Genomic DNA, 20349 nt, shown 5'->3' with positions numbered 1-20349 from the left:
TTATTAATTGCGATCATTTCACTCTCCACGAAAACTATGTCCTTTAGCACTCAATAGAAGATTTATTCCTTAAGCAGCTATTTGAATGAAGATTCAATAGCTATTATTTCGGCTTTAAATGTAACTAATCCAGTTACAATAAGAGAGATTTTCATGCAAACAATAATGCACTTAAGAGAAATGAATACAGGGTTTGGTTAAGTCATTTTTGTTATTTACTATCGAGTTTTCAGCTCAGAAATTTTTCGAAAAGATAAGGAGGATAAGATTTTGAAACGTATATTACTTGCAATTGCAATCATAGCAACAAGTGCAAATATGGCTGTGACCTTATTTCCCATTTATCAAGAAAAGTTTCATACGACCAGTTTTACGATGACGAGTATCTTTGTAGTTTATATTTTGTTTTTATTGCCTTCGTTATTAGTAGCAGGTCCGCTGGGAGATTTGAAAGGATATAAATTTGTTGCCATAAGTGCCACTTTAATCGATATATTAGCTGTTGCAGTATTTGCAACTGCGACGAATTTGTGGGAAATATTTTTGGCCAGGGCCTTATCTGGAATCTCTGTTGGCTTATTTTTAGGAACAGGAAATGCTTTTCTATTGCATCATACTCCTAAATCGAAGGTTCCTTTCTCATTAAAATTTTCAGGCATCGCGACGATGGTTGGATTTGGATTAGGTCCTGCCACTAGCGGTTTAGTTCTTCAATACAGTTTGTGGAATCCAGATAGATTAGCTTTTATGTTGCTTTTACTAGCTTTAGTTATGTCGGCAATTCTTTTATTTACGGTGAAACATGCAACGGATTCCAAGAAAGAAAAGATAAAATTTCAAATAAAGCTTGGAATTCCTCAGTCTCATCAGCAACTATTTTGGCTTTTTGTCGGCCCTATTGTTTTTGCTTCGTTTGCTTTAAATGGAACAGTATTGGCCATGATGCCGATGTTTGTAAAAACAGTCCTGCACTCCTCTAATCATGCAGCTGTTGGTTTACTATTACTGCTGTTATTTGGCGGAGGAGCAATCCTTCAGTTTATTCCTATTCTAAAGAATACAATGCACCGAGCAAGGGTAGGCTTTTTATTTTTGCTGGCAGGTACATGGTTCGTGATCATGTCCGGATCGAAGGAAAGCATGAGTTTACTATGGATTGGAATGGCACTTCAAGCATTTGGAACCGGATGGGGATTTCAGGCTTGCTTAAAACTGATTGGTGCAATGGGAACTGCTTCTGATAGAGCTCGGATTTTCTCCACCTTTTATAGTTTGGCTTATCTAGGTATGTCCTTACCTACATTGGGTGTGGGTTTCCTGATGCTCAATTGGACTCTTATCCCATCGCTGATTTTACTAGGCAGTATCATGACAGCTTTTGGTATAGGAATTATAGGTATTTCTTTTGCCATATTCAAAAAGAAAGATTCTGTTGGATGGATGAAATAATTTTGATTTCTAGTAAAACACTAAGGTAAATCAGGTGCATGAAAAACCAAATTTAAAAATGATGCAAAAGAGAGGGCGAGAACGATGAATAAAAAAGTAGCATTAATTACAGGAGCAAATAGAGGATTAGGTTTGGAGATCGGAAGACAACTTGCTCAAAAAGGCATCACTGTGCTTCTAGCGTCCAGAAATTATGATAATGCAGTTGAAGCAGCTAAAACGTTGCAAAAAGAACAGTTAGATGCCCATGGTGTAAAATTAGATGTTACCAATAGCGATCATATTACTGCTGTTGCACAATGGATAAAAGAGGAATATGGTGAGCTAGATATTCTGATTAATAATGCGGGAGTTTCCTTAGATCGTACAGGTAGAAATATAGATACTCTGCGTAAAACATTTGAAGTCAATGTGTTTGCTGTTTATGAATTGACAGAGGCACTACTGCCTCTCTTAAAAGCAAGTCCCAATGGCAGAATTGTAAATCAATCGAGTATCTTTGGTTCGATTGCATCTGTTTTATCAAACAGTGAGCGATTAGGAAATCTTCCTGCATATTCAGCTTCCAAAGCAGCTCTCAATATGTTGACAGTTACTTGGGCTAATGCATTAAAAGGGACAAACGTGAAAGTAAATGCATGTCATCCAGGCTGGGTAAGAACAGATATGGGGGGGCAACATGCAGATTTAGATATCTCAGAGGGCGCGGAAACCGCTGTTCGTCTAGCCATGCTTCCAGAGGATGGACCTACAGGTGGATATTATCACAAAGATGAAGTATTACCTTGGTAAGCCATTTATAACAATATGGTAAAACGCTTGATTTCGCATAGATCAAGCGTTTTTATTTTGCTTGATGACAAATCTTTTTGAGCCATATATTCGTTATCTTGACATAGTCATATTTATACTAGTAATATTATTACTATGAAAACCCAAATAAAAAGATCACCGATTGCCTTAGCCATTCTTTCATTCTTAGTCGAAGAACCGATGCATCCATATCGTATGCAGCAATTAATTAAGGAAAGGGGAAAAGACGAGGTCATTAATGTCCGTCATCGAGCGAGTATTTATCAAACCATTGACCGCTTACATCGAGATGAAGCCATCGTTACAAAAGAAAAAACGAGTAATGAGGGGAAACCAGATCAAACCGTTTATGAAATAACAGATAAAGGGAAGAAAATCGCGTTCCATTGGATCAAAGAAATGCTGTCTACACCCAAACAAGAATTTTTAGATTTCCCAGCTGTGCTTTCTTTTCTTGCTCTTTTACCACCTGAAGTTGTTTTAGAACAGTTAAAAAAAAGAGCTAGAGCACTTGAAGAGATACAGATTCAAATCGACGATCAGTTTCAGCAATCCAAGCAGATCAATCTTCCACGTTTGTTTTTACTGGAAACAGAGTATCAACAAGCAGTTATCACAGCAGAATTAAAGTGGGTGCAGTCCATCATTCATGATATAGGAACCAAAGAGTTAGATTGGAATGATGAGTGGCTCCAAGAGATAAAACAAATATTTTCCCAATCTCACTCGTCATAAACATAATAGGGAAGGAGAAGGTTTCCACTATGTCAACATCAAATCATGCTCTTATTATTGGCGGAGGCATTGCAGGTGCTGCTATGGCGCTCTTCCTCAAGGAAATCGGCTGGACAGCTACGATATACGAAGCATACCCGCATCGTGATGATATTGGAGGAGGATTGCAAATTGCTCCTAATGGCTTAAAGATACTTCAAGCTTTAGGTATCGCAGATGAAATCATCAAAAAAGGCTCCGTTGCTTCTGAGCTATGTTTTCGTAATCAAAAAGGGAAAATATTAGCACGGATAAATAAAAATATGAGAGAAAAATTTGGGCAGCCATCTCTCAACATCTTACGATCTGCTTTGCATACAGTTATAGTGGATGAAGTACACAAACAAGGAATCGAAATCAAGTACAATAAGAGGCTTGTCAACCTCATTGATCGGGAAAACGAGCAGGTAGAAGCACTTTTTGAGGATGGTACAGTTGAACAAGGGGATATATTGATTGGTGCCGATGGTATCCACTCCCGTACAAGAGCAGCCATTCTTCCAAATGGTCCGAAGCCTGAATATACAGGTTTACAATGGATTGCTGGATTTTCGCCCAAATCAAGCATACCAGCGATTGATCCTTCCGATCATAAACTTCATATGATATTTGGACTCAAAGGATTCTTCGGATATGGAAACTTCTGTGAAGAAGAGGAAACCATCGGCTGGTGGGTCAATTTATCACGTGAGTCGGAATGGACAAGAGAAGAGATGGCAAACATCCCAACCGAAACATTGCGAGCAGAACTGCTTGAAATGTGCAAAGGATGGCATGGGCCGATAGAGCAACTGGTCGCGAATACTCCGGCGTTTATGAAAGGAAATGTACATGACATCCAGTCACTTCCAACATGGTATAAGGGTCGAGTCGTGCTGATCGGTGACGCTGCACATGCGGTTAGTCCAAATTCTGGACAAGGGGCATCGCTTGGACTTGAAGATGCTATGTACCTTGCCAAATTAATTCGTCAATTTCCCGGGAAATGGGATTTCGTATTTGAGCAATTTGAACAAGAGCGTCGGCCTCGCGTAGAAAAAATTATAGCTCAAGGTCGGAAAGCTGGGGATGATAAAAAAGAAATGACACCATCTTCCGCCTGGATTCGAGATCGAATTTTGTCCATTGTCCTTCCGCTGTTTGCAGAACGAGGAAACCGCTGGGTATATCAGTACAATATCCAGTGGGATGACGAATAGTAAAAAGAAGTTATAGTCTGTTATCCGATATAGCGTTTTTTATGAAGTTTCCACCATCTTTCCTAAAATTAACCATAAATTCCATCTTCATATAGATTTATATTACATGAAATAAAAAGACACCTCTTCTATCGGATATCGGTAAAAGAAGGTGTTTGTTTTATGAAAGAATACTTTATAAAATCAGGTTTATTCTATCCGAAAAATCGATATAATAAAATAGGATCAAATGATCCAAGATGTGTTCCTCACAGGGAGGCAAATATGCCGAGTGATGAAGCGACCGATGCCCACATGGCGTTGCAGGTGAACGCCGTAAAGGACAGGGTTCCTGCCGGCAAGTCGCAGGAGAGTGCAGATGCAAACAAGGCACTCTCCAAGTCACAGAATCCGGAGAACAGTGGGTCTAACAGCTAGCTCATGACTCACTTCCAATCCAAGTCATCTGCGGATCGACTTGGACTGGTGCCATTTTTGATCTAAATGAAGTTAATATTTTGTATTACACTATCACCTAGTGATGCCTCCCAATAAATCGTTTCAAACTTTCTTTAGATAGTATTCCAAACTCCTTATCTACCGGTTTTCCATCTTTAAACAAAACGACGGCAGGTATACTCCTTATTCCGAACTTCGCAAATGTATCTACATTTTCATCAACATTCATTTTTATAATTTTAACTCTCCGTTTCTCTTCTGCACCATATGCCTCAAGAATAGGAGCAAACATCTGGCATGGTCTGCACCAAGGCGCCCAAAAACTCACCAGTGTCAAACCTTTATTCTGTATATCTGCTTTAAGTGAAGCATCTGTCCCATGATAGATAGTCATTTAAAGTTTCCTTTCTGCTTTGATCATATTTTTATTTATATGAGTCCCTGTTTCATTGGTGAGGCTATTTCAGAACTTGTACAGATACCTATTGCTGGGACACGAACAAATGAATTTGTTACCAGCTGAATCACATCAAAAGGAAAATATGAAATCAAATTCTCCTATTCAAAAAGCAATAAAAGCATTTTTAAACAATAAAAAAACGATAAGACTCCTAGCCTTAACGTTTTTTATATCAAACACTACACCCTGACTTTTTCTAACAGTCGTTTATACTTACGCTGCCGTCTCCCATTAACCAACGTTTCTGCACATTTACTTCCCTTTTCCAATAAGGACACAGAAGGATTGTGGATCTTCTGAAACAGATAATGCCCTTGCCAAAAGCTCTGTTTTGCTAGTTTCTTTTTCTTTTGCAAATAAAATTCAAGGCTTATGTCAAACCATGTCTCAGTCAACGATTTCCCTAAGTCCGTCTCCCTCCAGCCCTGAAAATTCCTCAAGTATTTACCCCATGTTTTTGCGGTTAAAAATGCATTCCTATAGTCTTCCACAGAAATATAGAGCTTAACAAGTTGGTGAATAGCAACTACTCTATCCCAATCAATTTCTATTTCCTCTATATGTCTAATTTGATAGTGAATCGCCTTCTCTATAATTCCGGCATCTTCTGTATAATGGGATAACTCTTGATCACTTTGTTCTTCTTGGTTTTCCACTTGGACAAATAGCTTCTCTGCCTCAATGGTATCCTTTGATAGAACAGCTTGTTCGAGGTGAGTAGTTATATCTTCGTCTTCTTTTTCTCTTGGGTATCTCTTCTCCATCCCTTCGAGAAACAAGTCTATGGATTGTTCTGTATACATCCCCCGAAGGTGATCTCGATGCTCCCATAAATAAAGGTTGTCTTCTGTTATTTGCTGCTCCTCTATATACTCACATGTCACTTTTACCCCTGCTGAAAAAATAAACTCCGCATCATATCCACAGTATGTATCAAAATTCGCATACTTCGCTTTTTCAAATAGCCAGACATTTTCTACTTCTCGGTAAGAAGCCAGTAGATACGATAACAGAATAAGTGCATCGCTGTTTCCTTGGAAGGGATCACTCTGCCTGCCCTCCACCTCTTGTTCTAGTAAATATTTGATTAATGATTTATCTGATGGTAGATGATCGTATTGCAATGCGGTTGCCAATACAAATCTTTTCTGGTAGTTCACATCTTCTAACTGATCGTTTTGGACAAATGCAAACTCATCCCATAATTGTCGTGTTTTTCGGATATTGGAAATATTATTTTCCACTTCCTTTATCTCCATAATCTCACCCTTCTCTTGTTGTCTATCATAATTTTACACTTAATAAACGAAAAATTACGAAAAAATATCGAAGTTTTTACCAATTATCAACATGGTTCCATTCCTATCGTTACTTTGAAATATCGAAAATCATACTCAATCGTTTGATTTCATCTATCTTTGGTGAATCACTTACCACATCTCATTTTTTCTCTATAAAAATCGGAATTCATCAAATTTATTGCAACTAAATCATAAAAAAAATATGATAAAGATAAGTCAATAACCACCACCTACAGGAGGTTCCTGTGTCGGCTGACATGATCAACGAGCTTTTGGGAGTCGCTGTCTCGGATGACGAATTGGTGTACCCGAACTCGGGTGTCTACCTCTTCGAAGGGTATCTGTACTTCGTGGACATCGATGACGATGTCAAACCGTACCCGGTTGGAGATCCCGTCCCCGGAGTGGACCTGATCACGGGAAGGGAAATGACGGTCTTCCACATCCCGAACACCGAGCACTTCTTCTCTGTGTACCCGAATGGCGAAGTCGAGTTGAACGGCATCCTTCTGAAGAAAGCCGCCCCCGCCGCCACGAGCTGAGTCACAGGAAACTCCTCCTGTAGATGTCCCTCATCAAGGACACCTGAGCAACTGCACCCGCAGCTGCTCGGGCTCGATTATAACATTTGTTCACATAAAGAAAACCGTATGAAAATAATAGTTCATACGGTTTTTGCTATATGTAAAATCTGTATAACAACTATGTCAATGCCGTCTTCGTCTGATAAATGTCGCAGCAACATAAACGATAATAATGAAAGCAAGAAAAAAATATACAAATATGCCAGTAATTCCACTGTCTCCATTGATGTCGTTACCATGGGAAATACTTGAAGTATGGGAGTGATAGGAATGATGCGATTTAGCATAGCTTTGTTCGGTTTGAAATAATAAGAGAACAACGATAAGGGTCAAGGAGAGTAATAAAGATGTAAGACGCATCAAATAAAAACCCCCGTTAAATTAAGATAAATCTATTTTACATGAATAAAAGAAAAATAGAAGTTAGAAATAGATCAATAGAATATCAATGATTTTCAGAAGCATGTTAGAACCCCAATTTTTTCAATGCAAGCAATCATCATGCAAAAATATCAAAGTTTTTACCGATAATAAGCATCGTTCCATTCATATCGATAACCTTGGAATCTATTAAATCAAATTCAATCGTTTGCTGTTCATCTACCTTTAACGAAACCCTTTTGATATCTCGTTTTTCTTCTTTTAAAAATCGTGATTCATCAAAATAATATTCCACCCGCATTTCTACTGGGCTAATAAAGTAGTTGGATCGATCGTAAAAACGATATGTTTTATAACTATGAATCTCTTTGATAAAATCCCGCACTTTTTCATTTTCTCCTTCTACGACCAGCTTCAAAGCCATCTCATCCCCGCCATTTCCATATGTGAAATTCTTACTAACAGTCTATTAATTCACATAATATTTAGCAATAACAACATATTTTCACTTTTATTTTGTTATTTATTTATCAATTTGTAATTTATTTCAAATTCAGATAAAATCACCGGAAAACCTATTAACTATTACGGAGGAAAAAGGAGAATGGCAAAATGAGAAAAGATATCGTAGGGCCTGTCTTACTTGAAGAGAGAAAGAAACAAGGAAAAACGCAGCAAATGATGGCAGATGCCCTTGGAATAGGAACGACCACCATCAGCAGCATCGAACGAGGATTGCCAACGGTTGCCGATGAAAAATACATCGAATATGCGAAGTTTCTTGGGAAAGCAGAAGAATTATTTGGGATTATCGATGAAATGATGGAGCGGGAAAGAGGTGTGATGCAGGAATTACAGCATATCGAAGATGTCTTAACTGCTGTTCCTGAAACCGCCCTTAAGCGGATAGATGAATTCTCAGACTTACATTTGTTTCGTGATGCCAGTGCATTTGCCTCTTTCTTACGAGATCGTGCCTATTATGAACAAAAGAAATATGGCAAGGCAAAAAAACAGTTGGAGTTGACATTAAAAGCCCTTGACCAATGTCCCAATCTATCAAATTCTAACCTGCCTCCTATTTGTTATAACGACCTTGCACGTATCGCTTTTTATGAGAGTAATGATTACGAAACAGCTTGGCAAATCACCCAAAAAGCGATTGACTGCTTTGTAGATGATGGTAAAAGAAAATATTACAAGACGTATTTGTATTTCAATCAAGCACTCTATTTAGAACAACTGGGTAGAATCGAAGAAGCATGTCAGTATTTGGAACACTTATTAGAAATGATAGATTTTCTCAAAGATAATTTAAAAATTCAGGTTTATGAACGTTATGCTAATCTATTAGTACGACTAGGAATGCCCTTAAAAGCTCTTAAATATGTCGATAAGGGTTTGCAAAAGCATGGGAAAATAGATCATATAGGCGATTATTTTCTGTATGGTCAACAAAAGCCCATATTTTATCTGTATTAGGAGAACTAGAAGAATCAAAAATTCGATATCGTAAAGCTTTAGATTTACTAGCTTTTGTATCCAAAAACCATTTTCTTGTTGCTGACACTTGTTATCATTATGGAAAATTATTAATCGAAATGAAAGAGTATGAGGAAGCAGAAAAACAACTGTTAAATGCTGTAGAATACTGCGATAAATCCAATGATATTGATATAAAATTGAATAATTACGCAACATTAGGAAATGTACAACTTAAATTAAATAAGAAATCATCAGCAAATGAGTCATTTAAAAAAGTAAAAGAAATACTCGATTCTGTTGGTGAAAACGTTGTACCAGTAGATATTTACATCATGACAAGTGACTTTTATAGTAGTATTGGGAATGAAACCAAGTCAAAGTTATATCAAGATCAAGCATGGAAAGCTTGGAGAAAAGGTGGTGTTTAAGTGTTGTATTATGTCCCGAAAGGTGACCCAGAACCAGATTAAGTGGAATTTTGTATGTTTATTATCCCTTGAAAAGAAGGCGGTGCTTAATATGTTGTACTATGACCCAAAAGGTGATCCAGAACCAGATAGCTAATAATTCGAAACCTTCTTACATCAGTAGGAGGGTTTTTTGTTCTCTTTACAGAGATCCACATCCCAGTCTACCGGAAAATGCAAATATTGGACTTCATAAATAGGAAAACAGCAAATCTGCGGGAAAATAATCAGAAAATGTTGATATTGTAATTATTTTATATATTATTTAAAATGTTGACAAATTTAAAAAATAGAAAACAATGGGAGGTGCTAAAATGAGTCTGTTTATTCCTAAAAGGGGTGGAGGTAATCCTTCTACCCCTAATTAGTTCATATGGGTGCGCCCCTTGAAACTTGGTTTCAAGGGGCGCAAGGAACCATGTCAGCCAAGCAGATCCCGCAGCATGTCGACGTGCGGGGCGAAGACGCGACCGCCCAGGTTGGCGATAGCGTTCTCCAGATCCGCGTAGTCGTTGGCGGGAAGCCACAGCGCCCGACGGGCGTCGTCGCTGCCGATTACCTCGGGTGGGGTGTCGGTGCGGAGGACAGCCACGCCGAGGACGGTGACAATCCAAGCGGCTCGGCCCCCGCGGGGGTCGGAAACGTACCGGCCCTTCTGCATGTCGAATTCGGACTCCGGCAGGATCAGACCGGTTTCCTCTTCCAGTTCACGAACCACCGCCTGTCGAGGCGTCTCATCCTTGTCCAGGAAGCCGCCAGGCAGAGCCCATCCGTGGCCGTCGCCCCGCTCGATCATCAACAGCTGCCGATTCCCGTCGTCGACGATGATCACGGAAGCGTCGGCCGTAACCGCCTCACCCCAGTGCCACAACTCGCCGCGACCTTCAGGTAGCCCCGGCTCGATGGGGTTAACCGGCACGCCCTTCTCGTCAAGCTCGAAGGGCACCAAGGCGCAACGCTGCTTCCCGGACCACTCGATCTCGCTGGGATCGCGGGAGTCCGGACCGTCCTGGGTGGTGAGATTGAACATGAGTCTCTCCTATCTGCTTGGTGGGTTGGCTCATCAGCTCCTGCAATTCTGCACACGAGCTGTTCGATCTTCGATCAAGCTCATTATACACAAAGCAAGGGTTCTGAGAAAGTGAAAGATACGTGGTTAATGGATTTCAAAAGGACATGTCTTTGGAATGAAAAAGGGAATCCAAGGTTAAAACTTTGGCTTGATCGTTTATTATCTGAAGGATATCCTTACCTTTTCCCCAGCAATATACTAGGTGATGGCTATCTATTTTTTCAAACCGAAGAAGACAAACAAAATTACATAAATCTTATGAATGGGTTGAAAATAAATACCACCGAATATTGTTACAAATTAGGAAAAGTACTAGGATTCCCTCCGAAATCGGTAGAATTCTTCTCTGAGGTTTGGGATATGAAAGAAAACGGAATGAACACGGATCATTTGGATGATCAAACCATTGGTGCAACTGTTAGTGGTATTATGTTTTCTCTACATATACCCTATATATTAGAAGATATCACTTGGATGTGGAAAAGATATCATCAACCAGCAGCCAAGAAACACCCAACCATCTTGGATACATCATATGGTAAAATATTGATTTCACATGGAGATTATGAAGTACTTAAACATTTACATGGAAAATTAAATGAAGTTTATCATTAAGTTTGTCTTAATCAAACTAGCACTAGTCTTCTTGTTATCATCTATTTATATATCGTTAACTGCATTATGGAAAACACATTTTTTTCTAAATTTAAGGGAGAGTACTATTGTCCAAAATTAGTTCCATTGATGCTTTTCTATCGGGATATAAACCAGCTTATTTTACAACAACGGCAGTCGGTAATATAAAAGAGGAACTTTTAGCACTTGAGAGATGGAAAATATGCACTTCCCCTTACAGAGATCAAGCGGAACTCTCTATTTTGAAAGAAAAATCAATGAAGATTATCAATAATGCTCCTGTAGTTGATAAATAACAAATTCCAAGAAAAATAGAACAACCAAATAATAAGGGTTGTTCCTTTTAGGATGGGTAACTATTTTTGTTAATTACTTTATTTGATTTTATCTCTAGAAGAGGTATCTGGTAGATTAGGGTGTTGTGCGATCAAATATAAAATCTTTCCATTCAAATATATCATCTACAACCTTTCTGTACCCCCCTGCCGCTCGAAATGAATTCCCTATTTTTTGGGCATGTTGCTTGTATATGTCATCAGCTAATAGCAGCTCTGCTATTTCCCGCAAAACAGCTGGTGTTACTTGGTGGAAATCTAGCTGAATACCTGCTCCAACTTCCTCCACTCTTTTGGCAACCATCGGCTGGTCATTGGATATAGGCAGCACAGCTAATGGTGTATCAAAATACAACCCTTCGCTCACACTATTCATCCCGCCATGTGTGAAAAATACATCTGTATGCTGGAGTATTTCTAGTTGAGGTACATAGTTGCGAACAATAAAGTTATCTGGAATAGTTTCTAACTCCTCTATCTTTGTGTTCTTCCCAACAGAAAGGACAATTTTAGCATCCATACCAGCAAACGCTTGGAAACATTTTTGGTAGAACTCGGCTTGCTGATTCACAATCGTACCCATTGAAATATAAATCACTGGTTTCTCTTGTAGCTTTTCATATGGAAAGTTTTCTGTATCTTTTCGCAGGGCAATAGAGGGGCCGACAAATCGGAATGTTTCATCAAATTGTTCCGCATTTTTTTGAAAATAGTTCGATGTAAAGACGAAATTAAGGTCCCCCGGAAAAGACATGATACGCCTAAAATCATGTACAGGCATGGAATTCAAAGCATATATTTTCTTTACATCATTTAATATCTCTTTAGATTTAAGCAAGTATTCCCTATCTGCTTCGGTATAAGATTTCCGATCCACCTTCGTATTTCGTTGTTCTATCGCCAGCATGGAACAAGATGAGATTTTAGGAAGCTGCAAAATATCTGCGATGATCCAACCAGCAGCACAACTGCTGTCAAACACCACATAGTCATACTCTTCCTCTTGTACCTTAGGCAAGATCGTACGAATTCTATGTTCTGTATCCTGAAGCATGTAATAGATCATTGCCATACCAGCTATAGGGATATCAAGCGCTGTGGTTTCTTTATATCTTTTTTCATAGGCACGAAAGGTTGCACCTGTTTGTTCTATGCGATCCTGATACTCTCCAGAACAATAATACGTCACTTTCTCTCCTCGATTGACCAATTCTTTGACAATCCCCATTGTTGGATTTACATGACCATCTCTGGCGACATTAAAAAACAATACATTTGACATCACCTATACTCCTTATTGGAAAGCTGGGTTTTTATCATACACTCGTTGGAGGCATTGGCGTCTTCGACAGTAGACCAAGCGATGACCATCCGCCCCGCTCAGACTTTTGGTTTGAGCGGGGCGGCGCGCTTTTTCTACTTACCCGTTTCTAATTTATTTCCGATTTTGAACAAGGAACGATCGAACAGCGTTATTAGTATAAGAATAAAACTAATCCCACCACACAAAATAGCGACTTGGTGAATCCCTATTGTCATCGCACCTGATTTTAAAAATAATCCATTTGCCGCAGATGCAATCATAGCACCCATATACATAAATGTTCGTAACAAACCAGCAGAAGCTCCAATCTGCTCTGGGAGTGCTTGAAAAAAGACTGCATTTTGGTTGGCTAAATTCAGCAAACCTTGTGGCACCCCAAAGAGCAGAACAATCGCTACAAGAAAAATAAGATAGCTTGTAGAATTAGTAAACAGCAACAGAGCAATAGCGATGAGCTGCACCGTACTTCCAATAATCAACTTCAAACGTATGGTAAGACTTCTTTCTGTGATTTTAGAAACAATGATCCCTGTTAAAAACATAGGCAATAGCAATAAGCCTGCTTTTGCAGGAGGTAAATCCCTGCCTTTCTCCAGCCATTGAGAGAATCCATAAAGAATACTGTAGGTAACGGTAGACGAAAGTAAACCACGAGCATAAGTCAATAACAAGGGATAATTCCCTCGAAATAATCGAATATCGATAAACGGATTTTTTATATTCCACTCCAAAAAGACAAAAATGATGCCTGCAAAGATTGCTATCACTAACAAGTACAAATTCTTTATAGTCGGACCCATCAGAAAGAGTAAACCGAATATCAGAGTAATGATAAAAAGTACGATCCCCTTATAATCAATTGCCATTCTTTTTTTCTTCTCCCTATCGGAAACTGCTGACACCTTCGGGAAACGAAAATAACCCAAAAGAAGACAAGCCAAAGACAAAGGAATATTTACGAAAAATGTACTTTGCCAACCACCCATTTCAATAAGAAAACCGCCTAATGTTGGGCCAATAACAGCGATCGTTTGGGTGGCTATAGCTAATATGGTAAGAATACTTGTGGGACTTTCTTCTCCAGTTCGCTCTGCTTCTGTACGGATAAGATACATTGCAGTCGGATAGCCTGCACAAGTTCCCAAACCAAGTAGCACTCTGGAAACTACCAACCACCAGATGTTAGGAGAAAAAATCGCCATTACACTTGAGATGCCAACAAGAGATGCCGCCATTAAAAAAAGTGGCCTTGGACCATAAATGTCAACCAATCTTCCCACGATTGGTTGACCGATTGCTGTTGCTAGGTATAGAGCAGAAATAAGCCAAGCTGTTTGCGATGGTGGTGCACCAAATGCGCTCCCAATGGGAATTAAAGCAATGGAAATAATAGTAGAATTAATAGGATTCAATATCGAGCCTAAGACCATCGGTGCAATAAGTTTTCGATTAAATTGGTTATTTCTAGATGTATTCAAAACTATTCCTTCCTTCAGTAGTACCCTAGACTTCATTCAATGTGTCGATCCAAGAATCGACGGTGATAACTTCGGATTGGCGAGGGAATACTTTCTCCGTTAGGACACGATGAACTTCAGGATCGCTATCAAGACAAGCATCACTCAACACTGTTAAAGCGTAATCTTTATCTGCTGCTTCACGCAATGTCGACAACACCACACCACTTGTTGCAATTCCACTGAGAATAAGCGTATTTATTTGTTGGGAACGGAGGATCATTTCGAGCGTACTTCCGGCAAAACCACTCACCCGATACTTCGTAACTATAGGTTCATTTCCAACAGGTTTAACCGATTCATGAATTTGCGCTGCTTCATCTAAAGTAGTCATTCCTCCATATTTGGAAACATTTGAGAATGTCTTATTTTGCGGGCTTATCTCAGGATAGCCTTCACTAAATCCAAGGCGTACAAAAATAACCGAGATATTATGCTCACGTGCACTTGCCACAGCCTTCTGAACTGGAACTAACAATTCTTTGTTTTGAGCGAAACGAGATACAATCCCATTTTGCATATCCATGACCAAAAGTGCTGCTTTTTCTATATGCTTTTCCATTTGTTGCAATCCTCTTTTCATTAAGATAATCTTAAGCGGAGAACTCTATCACTTATTATAAAAGGAGAACTCTCCGTTTGTCAATGTCTGTCAGCGTATTAGGAGTGAAGATCATGAAAGACTTAGATAAAAAAAATAATCGTCTCGAACGACGTGATGCTGCTGAGAATCGTCAGCGTATATTAGAAACGGCAATGAGACTATTTGACCAATTTGGTGTAGAACAAGTGAGCATGAATCGAATAGCTACAGAGGCTCAGATCGGTCCTGGAACACTCTATCGCCGTTATCGAAACAAAGGGGAATTATGTTTAGATTTAATGAAAGATAATGTCGTTTTGTTTTTCGAAGATATTGAAACATATTTGAAGGATAACAAGAAGGAGTCGCCAGCTGCAAAATTAAAAGAGGTTCTCCATATATTCATTCGCTTTAGAGAAACGAAATCACAATTACTAAAAGGTGTAGAAAATTACGATTCGACTAACCAGTCGAAAAAGAGAACACAGAGCCCTTTATACGAAGAATTACACCAATTCTTTGTGGAGTTATTCGATGAAATGACGGAAGAAAGCAGCCAAAACAGCGTCTTTAAAACAGACATGCTACTCACAACTTTAAGAAGCGAGTTCTATTTATTTCAAAGGGAAGTAAGGGGATATTCACCAGAAGAGATTTTAGAACAACTCTATTCAGCATTTGTTCAGCATTAATTGGTTCATCTAGCAAAGTAACACAGAAAATTTCTAAGAAACTAAAAACGTCTAAAAAAAATTCATGGGATTAGTAGTTCCATGAATTTTTTTTAGATACAGGGTATATTTGTATTCTTTTGTAATAGCCCTTATCGCTAATCCCCTCTCCTATTCATAACTTCAATGAGGGCTGCAAACCGATAAATAAAAGGTAAGAGACTTTTCAGCCAATCTAGTAAATAAAGCTAAGAAAGCAGCGGGATTCCTCGTATCATCATATTTTTGCAACGTTTCATAGTAAGAAACTCGTTCCTCGACAGGCAAAATAACAGGCGGAAAGCCATGTTTCATTAGTTCAAGATTGGTAATGAGCCTTGCTGTCCGTCCATTTCCATCGATAAAAGGATGAATGCGGACAAAGTCACAATGCAAGTAAGCTGCTTGTTCTAAAGGATGAAGGGTACTCCACTGATCGTGGTATTGTTGGATGAGCTGTTCCATTTGAATTGGTACTTCCCATGGTTGTGGCGGAATATGATCACCAACCGTCACAGGTACACTTCGATATCGCCCAGCATCCGCTGGTCGAATCCGTCCAAGTACGATGGCATGCAAGTGTTTGATATGCATCTCACTCAGTCTTTCTTCTTTTTGGGCGAGTTCTTCTAAATAGAGGATTGCTTCTTTATGATCAATAGCTTCTAAATGATCTTTGAGCGATTTTCCGCCAACTGTCATTCCACTTTCCAATACTACTCTTGTTTCCATCAAAGAAAGGCTATTTCCTTCAATAGCATTCGAATGATAGGTCCAATCTACGATAAACTTCTCTCTGATACTATTTTCTGTTTCGGGATGAATTTTATTTTTTTGTCGAAGTGTTTGTAACTGCACCCTCATGGCGTCAATTTTAGCAAACATCGTATTGCTCCTCTTCTATGGGTTCCCCACAATTCTGAGAATTTGCTTTTAACTTGTATAATCCGAGTATACTTATGATTGCCCCTTTATTCAATTTCTTGTAAATAACAGATAGATATAACAGAATTGTCAATAGTTTAGCAAGTACGAGATGATATCTTTATTTGTACATCGTAGAGATGCTGGTATATCCTCACGATTAGAATATAAAAAAAAGTAAAAGTTATCAGCTTTATCCTGATATAAAACATGTCGCAATATATTTTTTTCACTCGCAAGTTTACTTATGATTTGCCCGAAAAATTCTCCCTGTGTTTCCATATCTACTGAACCTAAGTGGAATATTCCTTTTAGCTCATTCTCCATAATATATCGTAGTTGTTTTGCTAGATGAGCATCTGACAGATTATTACATACAAGATTGCTATATACATCTATTACTTTATCATTTTTTATGCTTTCTTTGATTAAATTCCATCTGGGAGAAGTTTTTCCCCATATAGCGGGAATTCGAATAATCATCACTCTCTCATCCAATATTTTTTTTAGCATATTCTCGCATTTTATTTTAAATTTCCCATAATCTGATTCAGAAATAGGTATATCTATTTCTGTGTGGGGTCTTGAAAGATCTCCATCAAATACATTTGTGGTAGAAAAGTAATACAAACGGCAACTATTATTTCGTAACACCTTAGCCAACTCTTCATGAAACTTAAATTGATGATCGAAATCTCCCCTTAAACAAGAAATCACAAAGTCAGGTTTAATTACTTGTATCATTTCCTTCATCTTCCCGATTTGCTGAACATTTAATTGGAACTGATGATGAAAGGGGAGATTGGATAACGATGAAAAGTACGTCCCATACAGTTCAAATCTAACTTTCAATTCTTCGATCAAAGCACTACCTACAAGACCACTTGCACCAAGAATAAGTACCTTTTCCATCAAAAATCCTCCCATTTATCAGTAGACGTTCTTGTCATTTATTTGGGCAAATCACACTTTGTGACATGGCTGCTGGTTCTTCTAGGCCCTACATGACAACCCCAATGCGGTTGTTCTCTTCTGTTGGCCAGAGGGGAAATTTATTTGGTGATGCCAAAATCCCTTCGATTGTTTTTGAGTACCGATGTATCGCTATCTGTGGAATCCTTGCTTCTTCATTAAGCTTGCCATGGATCGTTATCAGATTCGAGATGTTACTGCGATTCATCGTTTTCTCTTGCTCTTGTTGCTCACTTACATCTATTGCGAACGAGCGGGACATAACCACGTTTCGCAAGGGCTTTCGTTTCTTCACAGAAAGCGAAAACAGAGACTCACCGAATGGATTTATGCTCAAGCTTAGAAAGGAGCACCTTTTTCCGAAGTAAAACGTTTACTTATTATTGCTTAAAATTACATTTGGATATTTCTGTTAGTGAATTTGTTCATATAGAGTAAAAAGTTACTTTTTTCATTTTCCATTTTCAGTCGCTCTTTGATTCAAGTTACTTCTATTCATTCCCATAGGAACTTTTCTTGATGCATTAGGGGTTGCGGAGAGATACATGTAAAAATGAGACATAGGAATATTTACCAATCAATCTTAAAACGGTGGTTCTTATCTCTATAAAAGCATTCTGGCGGGGTGTTATGCATTTTTCATGCAACACCCCGCCAGAGAGTGAGCGGATCAGGGAGAACCATGAAACCATAGAGGGATACTCCACCGTTCACGATTTTCTCAGACACAGTTGCTCCTCCGCTCATAAAGTAGACTTACTGCTGGTACCTTCAATATAGCACTATCTACACTTTAAACAATTTAGATATTATGTCTAGATTGCACATGGAAATATTAAACAGCTTATGTCCTAAAATCACATGTATCTCCCCTGAACCCCAATAGAGTCCTTCTACATCCTAACTGCCATAGACAAGTTCATAACCTTAATCTAACCGTTGAGAAACCGCGTTCCTCAAAGAACGTTTGAAAGGCTTGAGCCATATGACGGGAAACTTTCACGTACGGTTCTTAGGGGGGAACGGCTCTGAAAGGAGCCTGACCTACCCGACACATAGCCTGGGGATATTTACCTATTAATCAAAGGATTCGTACACATTTTTTAGGTGAAAAGCCCATTTATAATCAAAGAGAAGGATCGTATATGATTTATCAAAATGCTTATCCTAAAAAATTTGCATATTATATAGGCACCTTCGACGAGGCATGCCAAATTGCGTTGGATGAATCATTCTGTAAACCGAATGCAACCTTTTGGATATAAAAAAGTTTACGGAATATGAATTCCGTAAACTTTTTTGTTTCCTGATCATTCATATCAATAGAAATATTCTCTAACACATATGGCATTTTCCTTGGTTGGTGAAACAACCAATATAAATTGCTTTGCCATTCTCACAAGCTCTAGCAACCCATTTTACTGAATCATGTAAGGTAACACCTTGGTGGTACTCCATCATGAAAACTGGAAATCCCAGTCCATTTGCTATTTAGGCTTTTGGGTCATCCCCTTTTATTGATGTATTATTTCCGCCAAAAATTCGTATGTTCTGCTTTATCCAGAATATTAAATGCAATCATTTTCTCCAGCAATTCGTAGTTTACTGGCTCATTCCAAGGAATTCGGAACAAGCCTTTGGTAGCACTATAGCCAGCTTGGGTGATATCATCCGCAAAATTCGTAATACCTGCTTCTTCGGGTGAAATGCTTAGATGATGCTTTGCTGTGGAAAAGCCGATAATAAAGGTGCCATGATCAGTAAACATGGGTGTATTCCATTTAATGTGTCGTTTGAGATGAGGGTATTTCGTAGCAATCCACGATAAGATTTCCTCTGTCCGATAGCGGTGTTCGGGATTGTCGATCCTAGCAAGATACGGTTCAAAAACTTCCATATTCCCCTCCTTTTATATCCCTTATATTAAATTTTATATCATTAATCTTATATTTGATGACAAAAGTGACCTGTTACTATTTTCCTCCGTTTTACCTCTATATGGGGTTGCGGGGAGATACGTGTAATTTTAGGGTGCGACACGAAGTCGCATCAGTAGCTGTGGGACATTTCGATTCCACCTGAGATTCTGCTCTCAGTTCCCTACCGAAACATGCGTATAGAGTAATCTAAAGGTTTGAAGCTTTCGGGACAATGTAGCCGCATCCATAGGATGATGTCTAAACCGTAAGGATTTAACATGACTGCTAGCACCAAAGCGGTTAGGAGCTAGGGATAGATGGTATGGTTAACGTAAGTGAACTGCTGGTAAACGTCGTGATACACAACGAGCCAAAGATGCTGGGCTCGAACCAAAAGGTAAATGGTTAGGAGCTAGGGTTCCTATTTCCCTAGACGCAGACACGAAAGTCATCGGTGGATAGGCCCCATCTGTGTACTGATGTGAAACGTGATAAGCCTCCAGTTTCCCTGTAAAGGAAGGGAAGACGTAAGTCGACCTGATGAAACTGGAGGTAAAGGAAGATGGAGAAAGCAAACGTCATTCTGTAATGGAATGAATAAGGATTGCGTTTTTTTAACAACATCATCCTATGCGAAAGCGGGCAGACTTCCATCCGGTCTTTCATCACGAAAGATTTGGCAAACTTATGAAAGGAGGAAAAGCAGATGACGGATCGCCAAACCGCAGGCGCGGTTTCAGTGACTGGTGCATCCTCCCACAAAGAGATAAACTTGGCATGCCATCGACTGGCACAAGGTTCATCTTTAGATATTATGTCTAGATTGCACATGGAAATATTAAACAGCTTATGTTCTAAAATTACATGTATCTCCCCTGAACCCCATATTTGGGTATATTCGTTGTTCCAACTTAAGTATACGAATATGAATCATTTCCTAAGCAACACTACCTAATACAAGTTACAAGACATAAAAAGACAGCAGGATAATATCCTCCTGTCTAAA

The 20349-nt window shown here is 38.9% G+C and carries 24 protein-coding genes; 12 read left to right on the top strand and 12 right to left on the bottom strand.

Going from position 1 to position 20349, the window contains the following annotated elements:
• The first annotated feature begins 270 nt into the window (after positions 1-270).
• The 5 genes from AC5WOF_RS11850 (at position 271) to AC5WOF_RS11830 (ending at position 4652) form a co-directional block, all read left to right on the top strand.
• Entirely contained in the window at positions 271-1449 is a 1179-nt protein-coding gene (locus tag AC5WOF_RS11850; RefSeq protein ID WP_496050167.1) for an MFS transporter, read from the top strand.
• Positions 1450-1533: 84 nt separating this feature from the next.
• Positions 1534-2241 (top strand): SDR family oxidoreductase, encoded by a 708-nt coding sequence (locus AC5WOF_RS11845; RefSeq protein WP_496050166.1) that lies wholly within the window; start codon positions 1534-1536, stop codon positions 2239-2241.
• Positions 2242-2376: 135 nt separating this feature from the next.
• Positions 2377-2997, top strand: coding sequence for a PadR family transcriptional regulator (locus AC5WOF_RS11840; RefSeq protein WP_496050165.1), 621 nt, complete (start codon positions 2377-2379; stop codon positions 2995-2997).
• Between the two features lie 29 nt (positions 2998-3026).
• Positions 3027-4235 (top strand): FAD-dependent oxidoreductase, encoded by a 1209-nt coding sequence (locus AC5WOF_RS11835; RefSeq protein ID WP_496050164.1) that lies wholly within the window; start codon positions 3027-3029, stop codon positions 4233-4235.
• Positions 4236-4397: 162 nt separating this feature from the next.
• Positions 4398-4652 carry a hypothetical protein gene (locus AC5WOF_RS11830; RefSeq protein WP_496050163.1) on the top strand — a complete coding sequence of 85 codons (255 nt, stop codon included), beginning with the start codon at positions 4398-4400 and terminating at the stop codon, positions 4650-4652.
• A gap of 97 nt (positions 4653-4749) precedes the next feature.
• Here the strand turns inward: AC5WOF_RS11830 and trxA are convergent, their stop codons facing one another.
• Complete coding sequence (gene trxA, locus AC5WOF_RS11825; RefSeq protein WP_496050162.1) at positions 4750-5067, bottom strand: thioredoxin; 318 nt, start codon at positions 5065-5067, stop codon at positions 4750-4752.
• A 245-nt stretch (positions 5068-5312) separates the two neighbouring features.
• Positions 5313-6392 (bottom strand): hypothetical protein, encoded by a 1080-nt coding sequence (locus AC5WOF_RS11820; protein ID WP_496050161.1) that lies wholly within the window; start codon positions 6390-6392, stop codon positions 5313-5315.
• Between the two features lie 287 nt (positions 6393-6679).
• Here AC5WOF_RS11820 and AC5WOF_RS11815 point away from each other — a divergent pair, with 287 nt between their 5' ends.
• Positions 6680-6976, top strand: a complete 297-nt coding sequence (locus AC5WOF_RS11815) for a hypothetical protein (RefSeq protein ID WP_496050160.1) — start codon at positions 6680-6682, stop codon at positions 6974-6976.
• Between the two features lie 165 nt (positions 6977-7141).
• Here the strand turns inward: AC5WOF_RS11815 and AC5WOF_RS11810 are convergent, their stop codons facing one another.
• Positions 7142-7378 carry a hypothetical protein gene (locus AC5WOF_RS11810; protein WP_496050159.1) on the bottom strand — a complete coding sequence of 79 codons (237 nt, stop codon included), beginning with the start codon at positions 7376-7378 and terminating at the stop codon, positions 7142-7144.
• A gap of 139 nt (positions 7379-7517) precedes the next feature.
• Positions 7518-7823 carry a hypothetical protein gene (locus tag AC5WOF_RS11805; protein WP_496050158.1) on the bottom strand — a complete coding sequence of 102 codons (306 nt, stop codon included), beginning with the start codon at positions 7821-7823 and terminating at the stop codon, positions 7518-7520.
• Between the two features lie 188 nt (positions 7824-8011).
• Between AC5WOF_RS11805 and AC5WOF_RS11800 the strand changes: the two genes are divergently transcribed.
• The gene (locus AC5WOF_RS11800) at positions 8012-8881 is read left to right on the top strand and encodes a helix-turn-helix domain-containing protein (RefSeq protein ID WP_496050157.1); all 870 of its coding nucleotides are present in this window, start codon (positions 8012-8014) and stop codon (positions 8879-8881) included.
• Positions 8866-9312, top strand: coding sequence for a tetratricopeptide repeat protein (locus tag AC5WOF_RS11795; RefSeq protein ID WP_496050430.1), 447 nt, complete (start codon positions 8866-8868; stop codon positions 9310-9312). The genes AC5WOF_RS11800 and AC5WOF_RS11795 overlap by 16 nt, the downstream gene beginning before the upstream one ends.
• Before the next feature lie 460 nt (positions 9313-9772).
• Here AC5WOF_RS11795 and AC5WOF_RS11790 read toward each other — a convergent pair whose 3' ends face one another.
• Complete coding sequence (locus tag AC5WOF_RS11790; RefSeq protein WP_496050156.1) at positions 9773-10381, bottom strand: NUDIX domain-containing protein; 609 nt, start codon at positions 10379-10381, stop codon at positions 9773-9775.
• 111 nt (positions 10382-10492) lie between these two features.
• Between AC5WOF_RS11790 and AC5WOF_RS11785 the strand changes: the two genes are divergently transcribed.
• Both AC5WOF_RS11785 and AC5WOF_RS11780 read left to right on the top strand, forming a co-directional pair.
• Positions 10493-11038 (top strand): hypothetical protein, encoded by a 546-nt coding sequence (locus AC5WOF_RS11785; protein WP_496050155.1) that lies wholly within the window; start codon positions 10493-10495, stop codon positions 11036-11038.
• Positions 11039-11145: 107 nt separating this feature from the next.
• Positions 11146-11355 carry a hypothetical protein gene (locus tag AC5WOF_RS11780; RefSeq protein ID WP_496050154.1) on the top strand — a complete coding sequence of 70 codons (210 nt, stop codon included), beginning with the start codon at positions 11146-11148 and terminating at the stop codon, positions 11353-11355.
• Positions 11356-11470: 115 nt separating this feature from the next.
• Here AC5WOF_RS11780 and AC5WOF_RS11775 read toward each other — a convergent pair whose 3' ends face one another.
• The 3 genes from AC5WOF_RS11775 to AC5WOF_RS11765 form a co-directional block, all read right to left on the bottom strand.
• A complete protein-coding gene (locus tag AC5WOF_RS11775; RefSeq protein ID WP_496050153.1) occupies positions 11471-12676 on the bottom strand; it encodes a macrolide family glycosyltransferase in 1206 nt (401 codons plus the stop codon).
• 134 nt (positions 12677-12810) lie between these two features.
• On the bottom strand, positions 12811-14196 hold the full coding sequence (locus tag AC5WOF_RS11770) for an MFS transporter (protein ID WP_496050152.1): 1386 nt from the start codon (positions 14194-14196) through the stop codon (positions 12811-12813).
• A 25-nt stretch (positions 14197-14221) separates the two neighbouring features.
• On the bottom strand, positions 14222-14797 hold the full coding sequence (locus AC5WOF_RS11765) for a cysteine hydrolase family protein (RefSeq protein ID WP_496050151.1): 576 nt from the start codon (positions 14795-14797) through the stop codon (positions 14222-14224).
• A gap of 113 nt (positions 14798-14910) precedes the next feature.
• Here AC5WOF_RS11765 and AC5WOF_RS11760 point away from each other — a divergent pair, with 113 nt between their 5' ends.
• Positions 14911-15510 carry a TetR/AcrR family transcriptional regulator gene (locus tag AC5WOF_RS11760; RefSeq protein ID WP_496050150.1) on the top strand — a complete coding sequence of 200 codons (600 nt, stop codon included), beginning with the start codon at positions 14911-14913 and terminating at the stop codon, positions 15508-15510.
• A gap of 162 nt (positions 15511-15672) precedes the next feature.
• Here the strand turns inward: AC5WOF_RS11760 and AC5WOF_RS11755 are convergent, their stop codons facing one another.
• The 4 genes from AC5WOF_RS11755 to AC5WOF_RS11740 all read right to left on the bottom strand — a co-directional run bounded on the left by AC5WOF_RS11755 (position 15673) and on the right by AC5WOF_RS11740 (position 19321).
• Complete coding sequence (locus AC5WOF_RS11755; RefSeq protein ID WP_496050149.1) at positions 15673-16413, bottom strand: Fic family protein; 741 nt, start codon at positions 16411-16413, stop codon at positions 15673-15675.
• 129 nt (positions 16414-16542) lie between these two features.
• A complete protein-coding gene (locus tag AC5WOF_RS11750; protein ID WP_496050148.1) occupies positions 16543-17364 on the bottom strand; it encodes a sugar nucleotide-binding protein in 822 nt (273 codons plus the stop codon).
• An 88-nt stretch (positions 17365-17452) separates the two neighbouring features.
• Positions 17453-17761, bottom strand: a complete 309-nt coding sequence (locus AC5WOF_RS11745; RefSeq protein ID WP_496050147.1) for a hypothetical protein — start codon at positions 17759-17761, stop codon at positions 17453-17455.
• A gap of 1188 nt (positions 17762-18949) precedes the next feature.
• Positions 18950-19321 (bottom strand): iron chaperone, encoded by a 372-nt coding sequence (locus AC5WOF_RS11740; protein WP_496050146.1) that lies wholly within the window; start codon positions 19319-19321, stop codon positions 18950-18952.
• Positions 19322-20049: 728 nt separating this feature from the next.
• On the opposite strand from AC5WOF_RS11740, the gene AC5WOF_RS11735 reads away from it, so the two are divergent.
• Positions 20050-20298, top strand: coding sequence for a hypothetical protein (locus tag AC5WOF_RS11735; RefSeq protein WP_496050145.1), 249 nt, complete (start codon positions 20050-20052; stop codon positions 20296-20298).
• Positions 20299-20349: the final 51 nt, after the last annotated feature.

The organism is Shimazuella sp. NTD250 (assembly GCF_059510375.1).
Note: the sequence above shows the minus strand (reverse complement) of the source record. Positions and strands in the feature narration are given on the sequence as shown.

Excerpts from the sequence above, each read along its gene's own strand:
- AC5WOF_RS11845 (WP_496050166.1), top strand. The coding sequence starts at position 1,534 with ATGAATAAAAAAGTAGCATTAATTACAGGAGCAAATAGAGGATTAGGT.
- AC5WOF_RS11840 (WP_496050165.1), top strand. The coding sequence starts at position 2,377 with ATGAAAACCCAAATAAAAAGATCACCGATTGCCTTAGCCATTCTTTCA.
- AC5WOF_RS11835 (WP_496050164.1), top strand. The coding sequence starts at position 3,027 with ATGTCAACATCAAATCATGCTCTTATTATTGGCGGAGGCATTGCAGGT.
- AC5WOF_RS11830 (WP_496050163.1), top strand. The coding sequence starts at position 4,398 with ATGAAAGAATACTTTATAAAATCAGGTTTATTCTATCCGAAAAATCGA.
- trxA (WP_496050162.1), bottom strand. The coding sequence starts at position 5,067 with ATGACTATCTATCATGGGACAGATGCTTCACTTAAAGCAGATATACAG.
- AC5WOF_RS11820 (WP_496050161.1), bottom strand. The coding sequence starts at position 6,392 with ATGGAGATAAAGGAAGTGGAAAATAATATTTCCAATATCCGAAAAACA.
- AC5WOF_RS11810 (WP_496050159.1), bottom strand. The coding sequence starts at position 7,378 with ATGCGTCTTACATCTTTATTACTCTCCTTGACCCTTATCGTTGTTCTC.
- AC5WOF_RS11805 (WP_496050158.1), bottom strand. The coding sequence starts at position 7,823 with ATGGCTTTGAAGCTGGTCGTAGAAGGAGAAAATGAAAAAGTGCGGGAT.
- AC5WOF_RS11800 (WP_496050157.1), top strand. The coding sequence starts at position 8,012 with ATGAGAAAAGATATCGTAGGGCCTGTCTTACTTGAAGAGAGAAAGAAA.
- AC5WOF_RS11790 (WP_496050156.1), bottom strand. The coding sequence starts at position 10,381 with ATGTTCAATCTCACCACCCAGGACGGTCCGGACTCCCGCGATCCCAGC.
- AC5WOF_RS11775 (WP_496050153.1), bottom strand. The coding sequence starts at position 12,676 with ATGTCAAATGTATTGTTTTTTAATGTCGCCAGAGATGGTCATGTAAAT.
- AC5WOF_RS11765 (WP_496050151.1), bottom strand. The coding sequence starts at position 14,797 with ATGGAAAAGCATATAGAAAAAGCAGCACTTTTGGTCATGGATATGCAA.
- AC5WOF_RS11760 (WP_496050150.1), top strand. The coding sequence starts at position 14,911 with ATGAAAGACTTAGATAAAAAAAATAATCGTCTCGAACGACGTGATGCT.
- AC5WOF_RS11755 (WP_496050149.1), bottom strand. The coding sequence starts at position 16,413 with ATGTTTGCTAAAATTGACGCCATGAGGGTGCAGTTACAAACACTTCGA.
- AC5WOF_RS11750 (WP_496050148.1), bottom strand. The coding sequence starts at position 17,364 with ATGGAAAAGGTACTTATTCTTGGTGCAAGTGGTCTTGTAGGTAGTGCT.
- AC5WOF_RS11740 (WP_496050146.1), bottom strand. The coding sequence starts at position 19,321 with ATGGAAGTTTTTGAACCGTATCTTGCTAGGATCGACAATCCCGAACAC.
- AC5WOF_RS11735 (WP_496050145.1), top strand. The coding sequence starts at position 20,050 with ATGACGGATCGCCAAACCGCAGGCGCGGTTTCAGTGACTGGTGCATCC.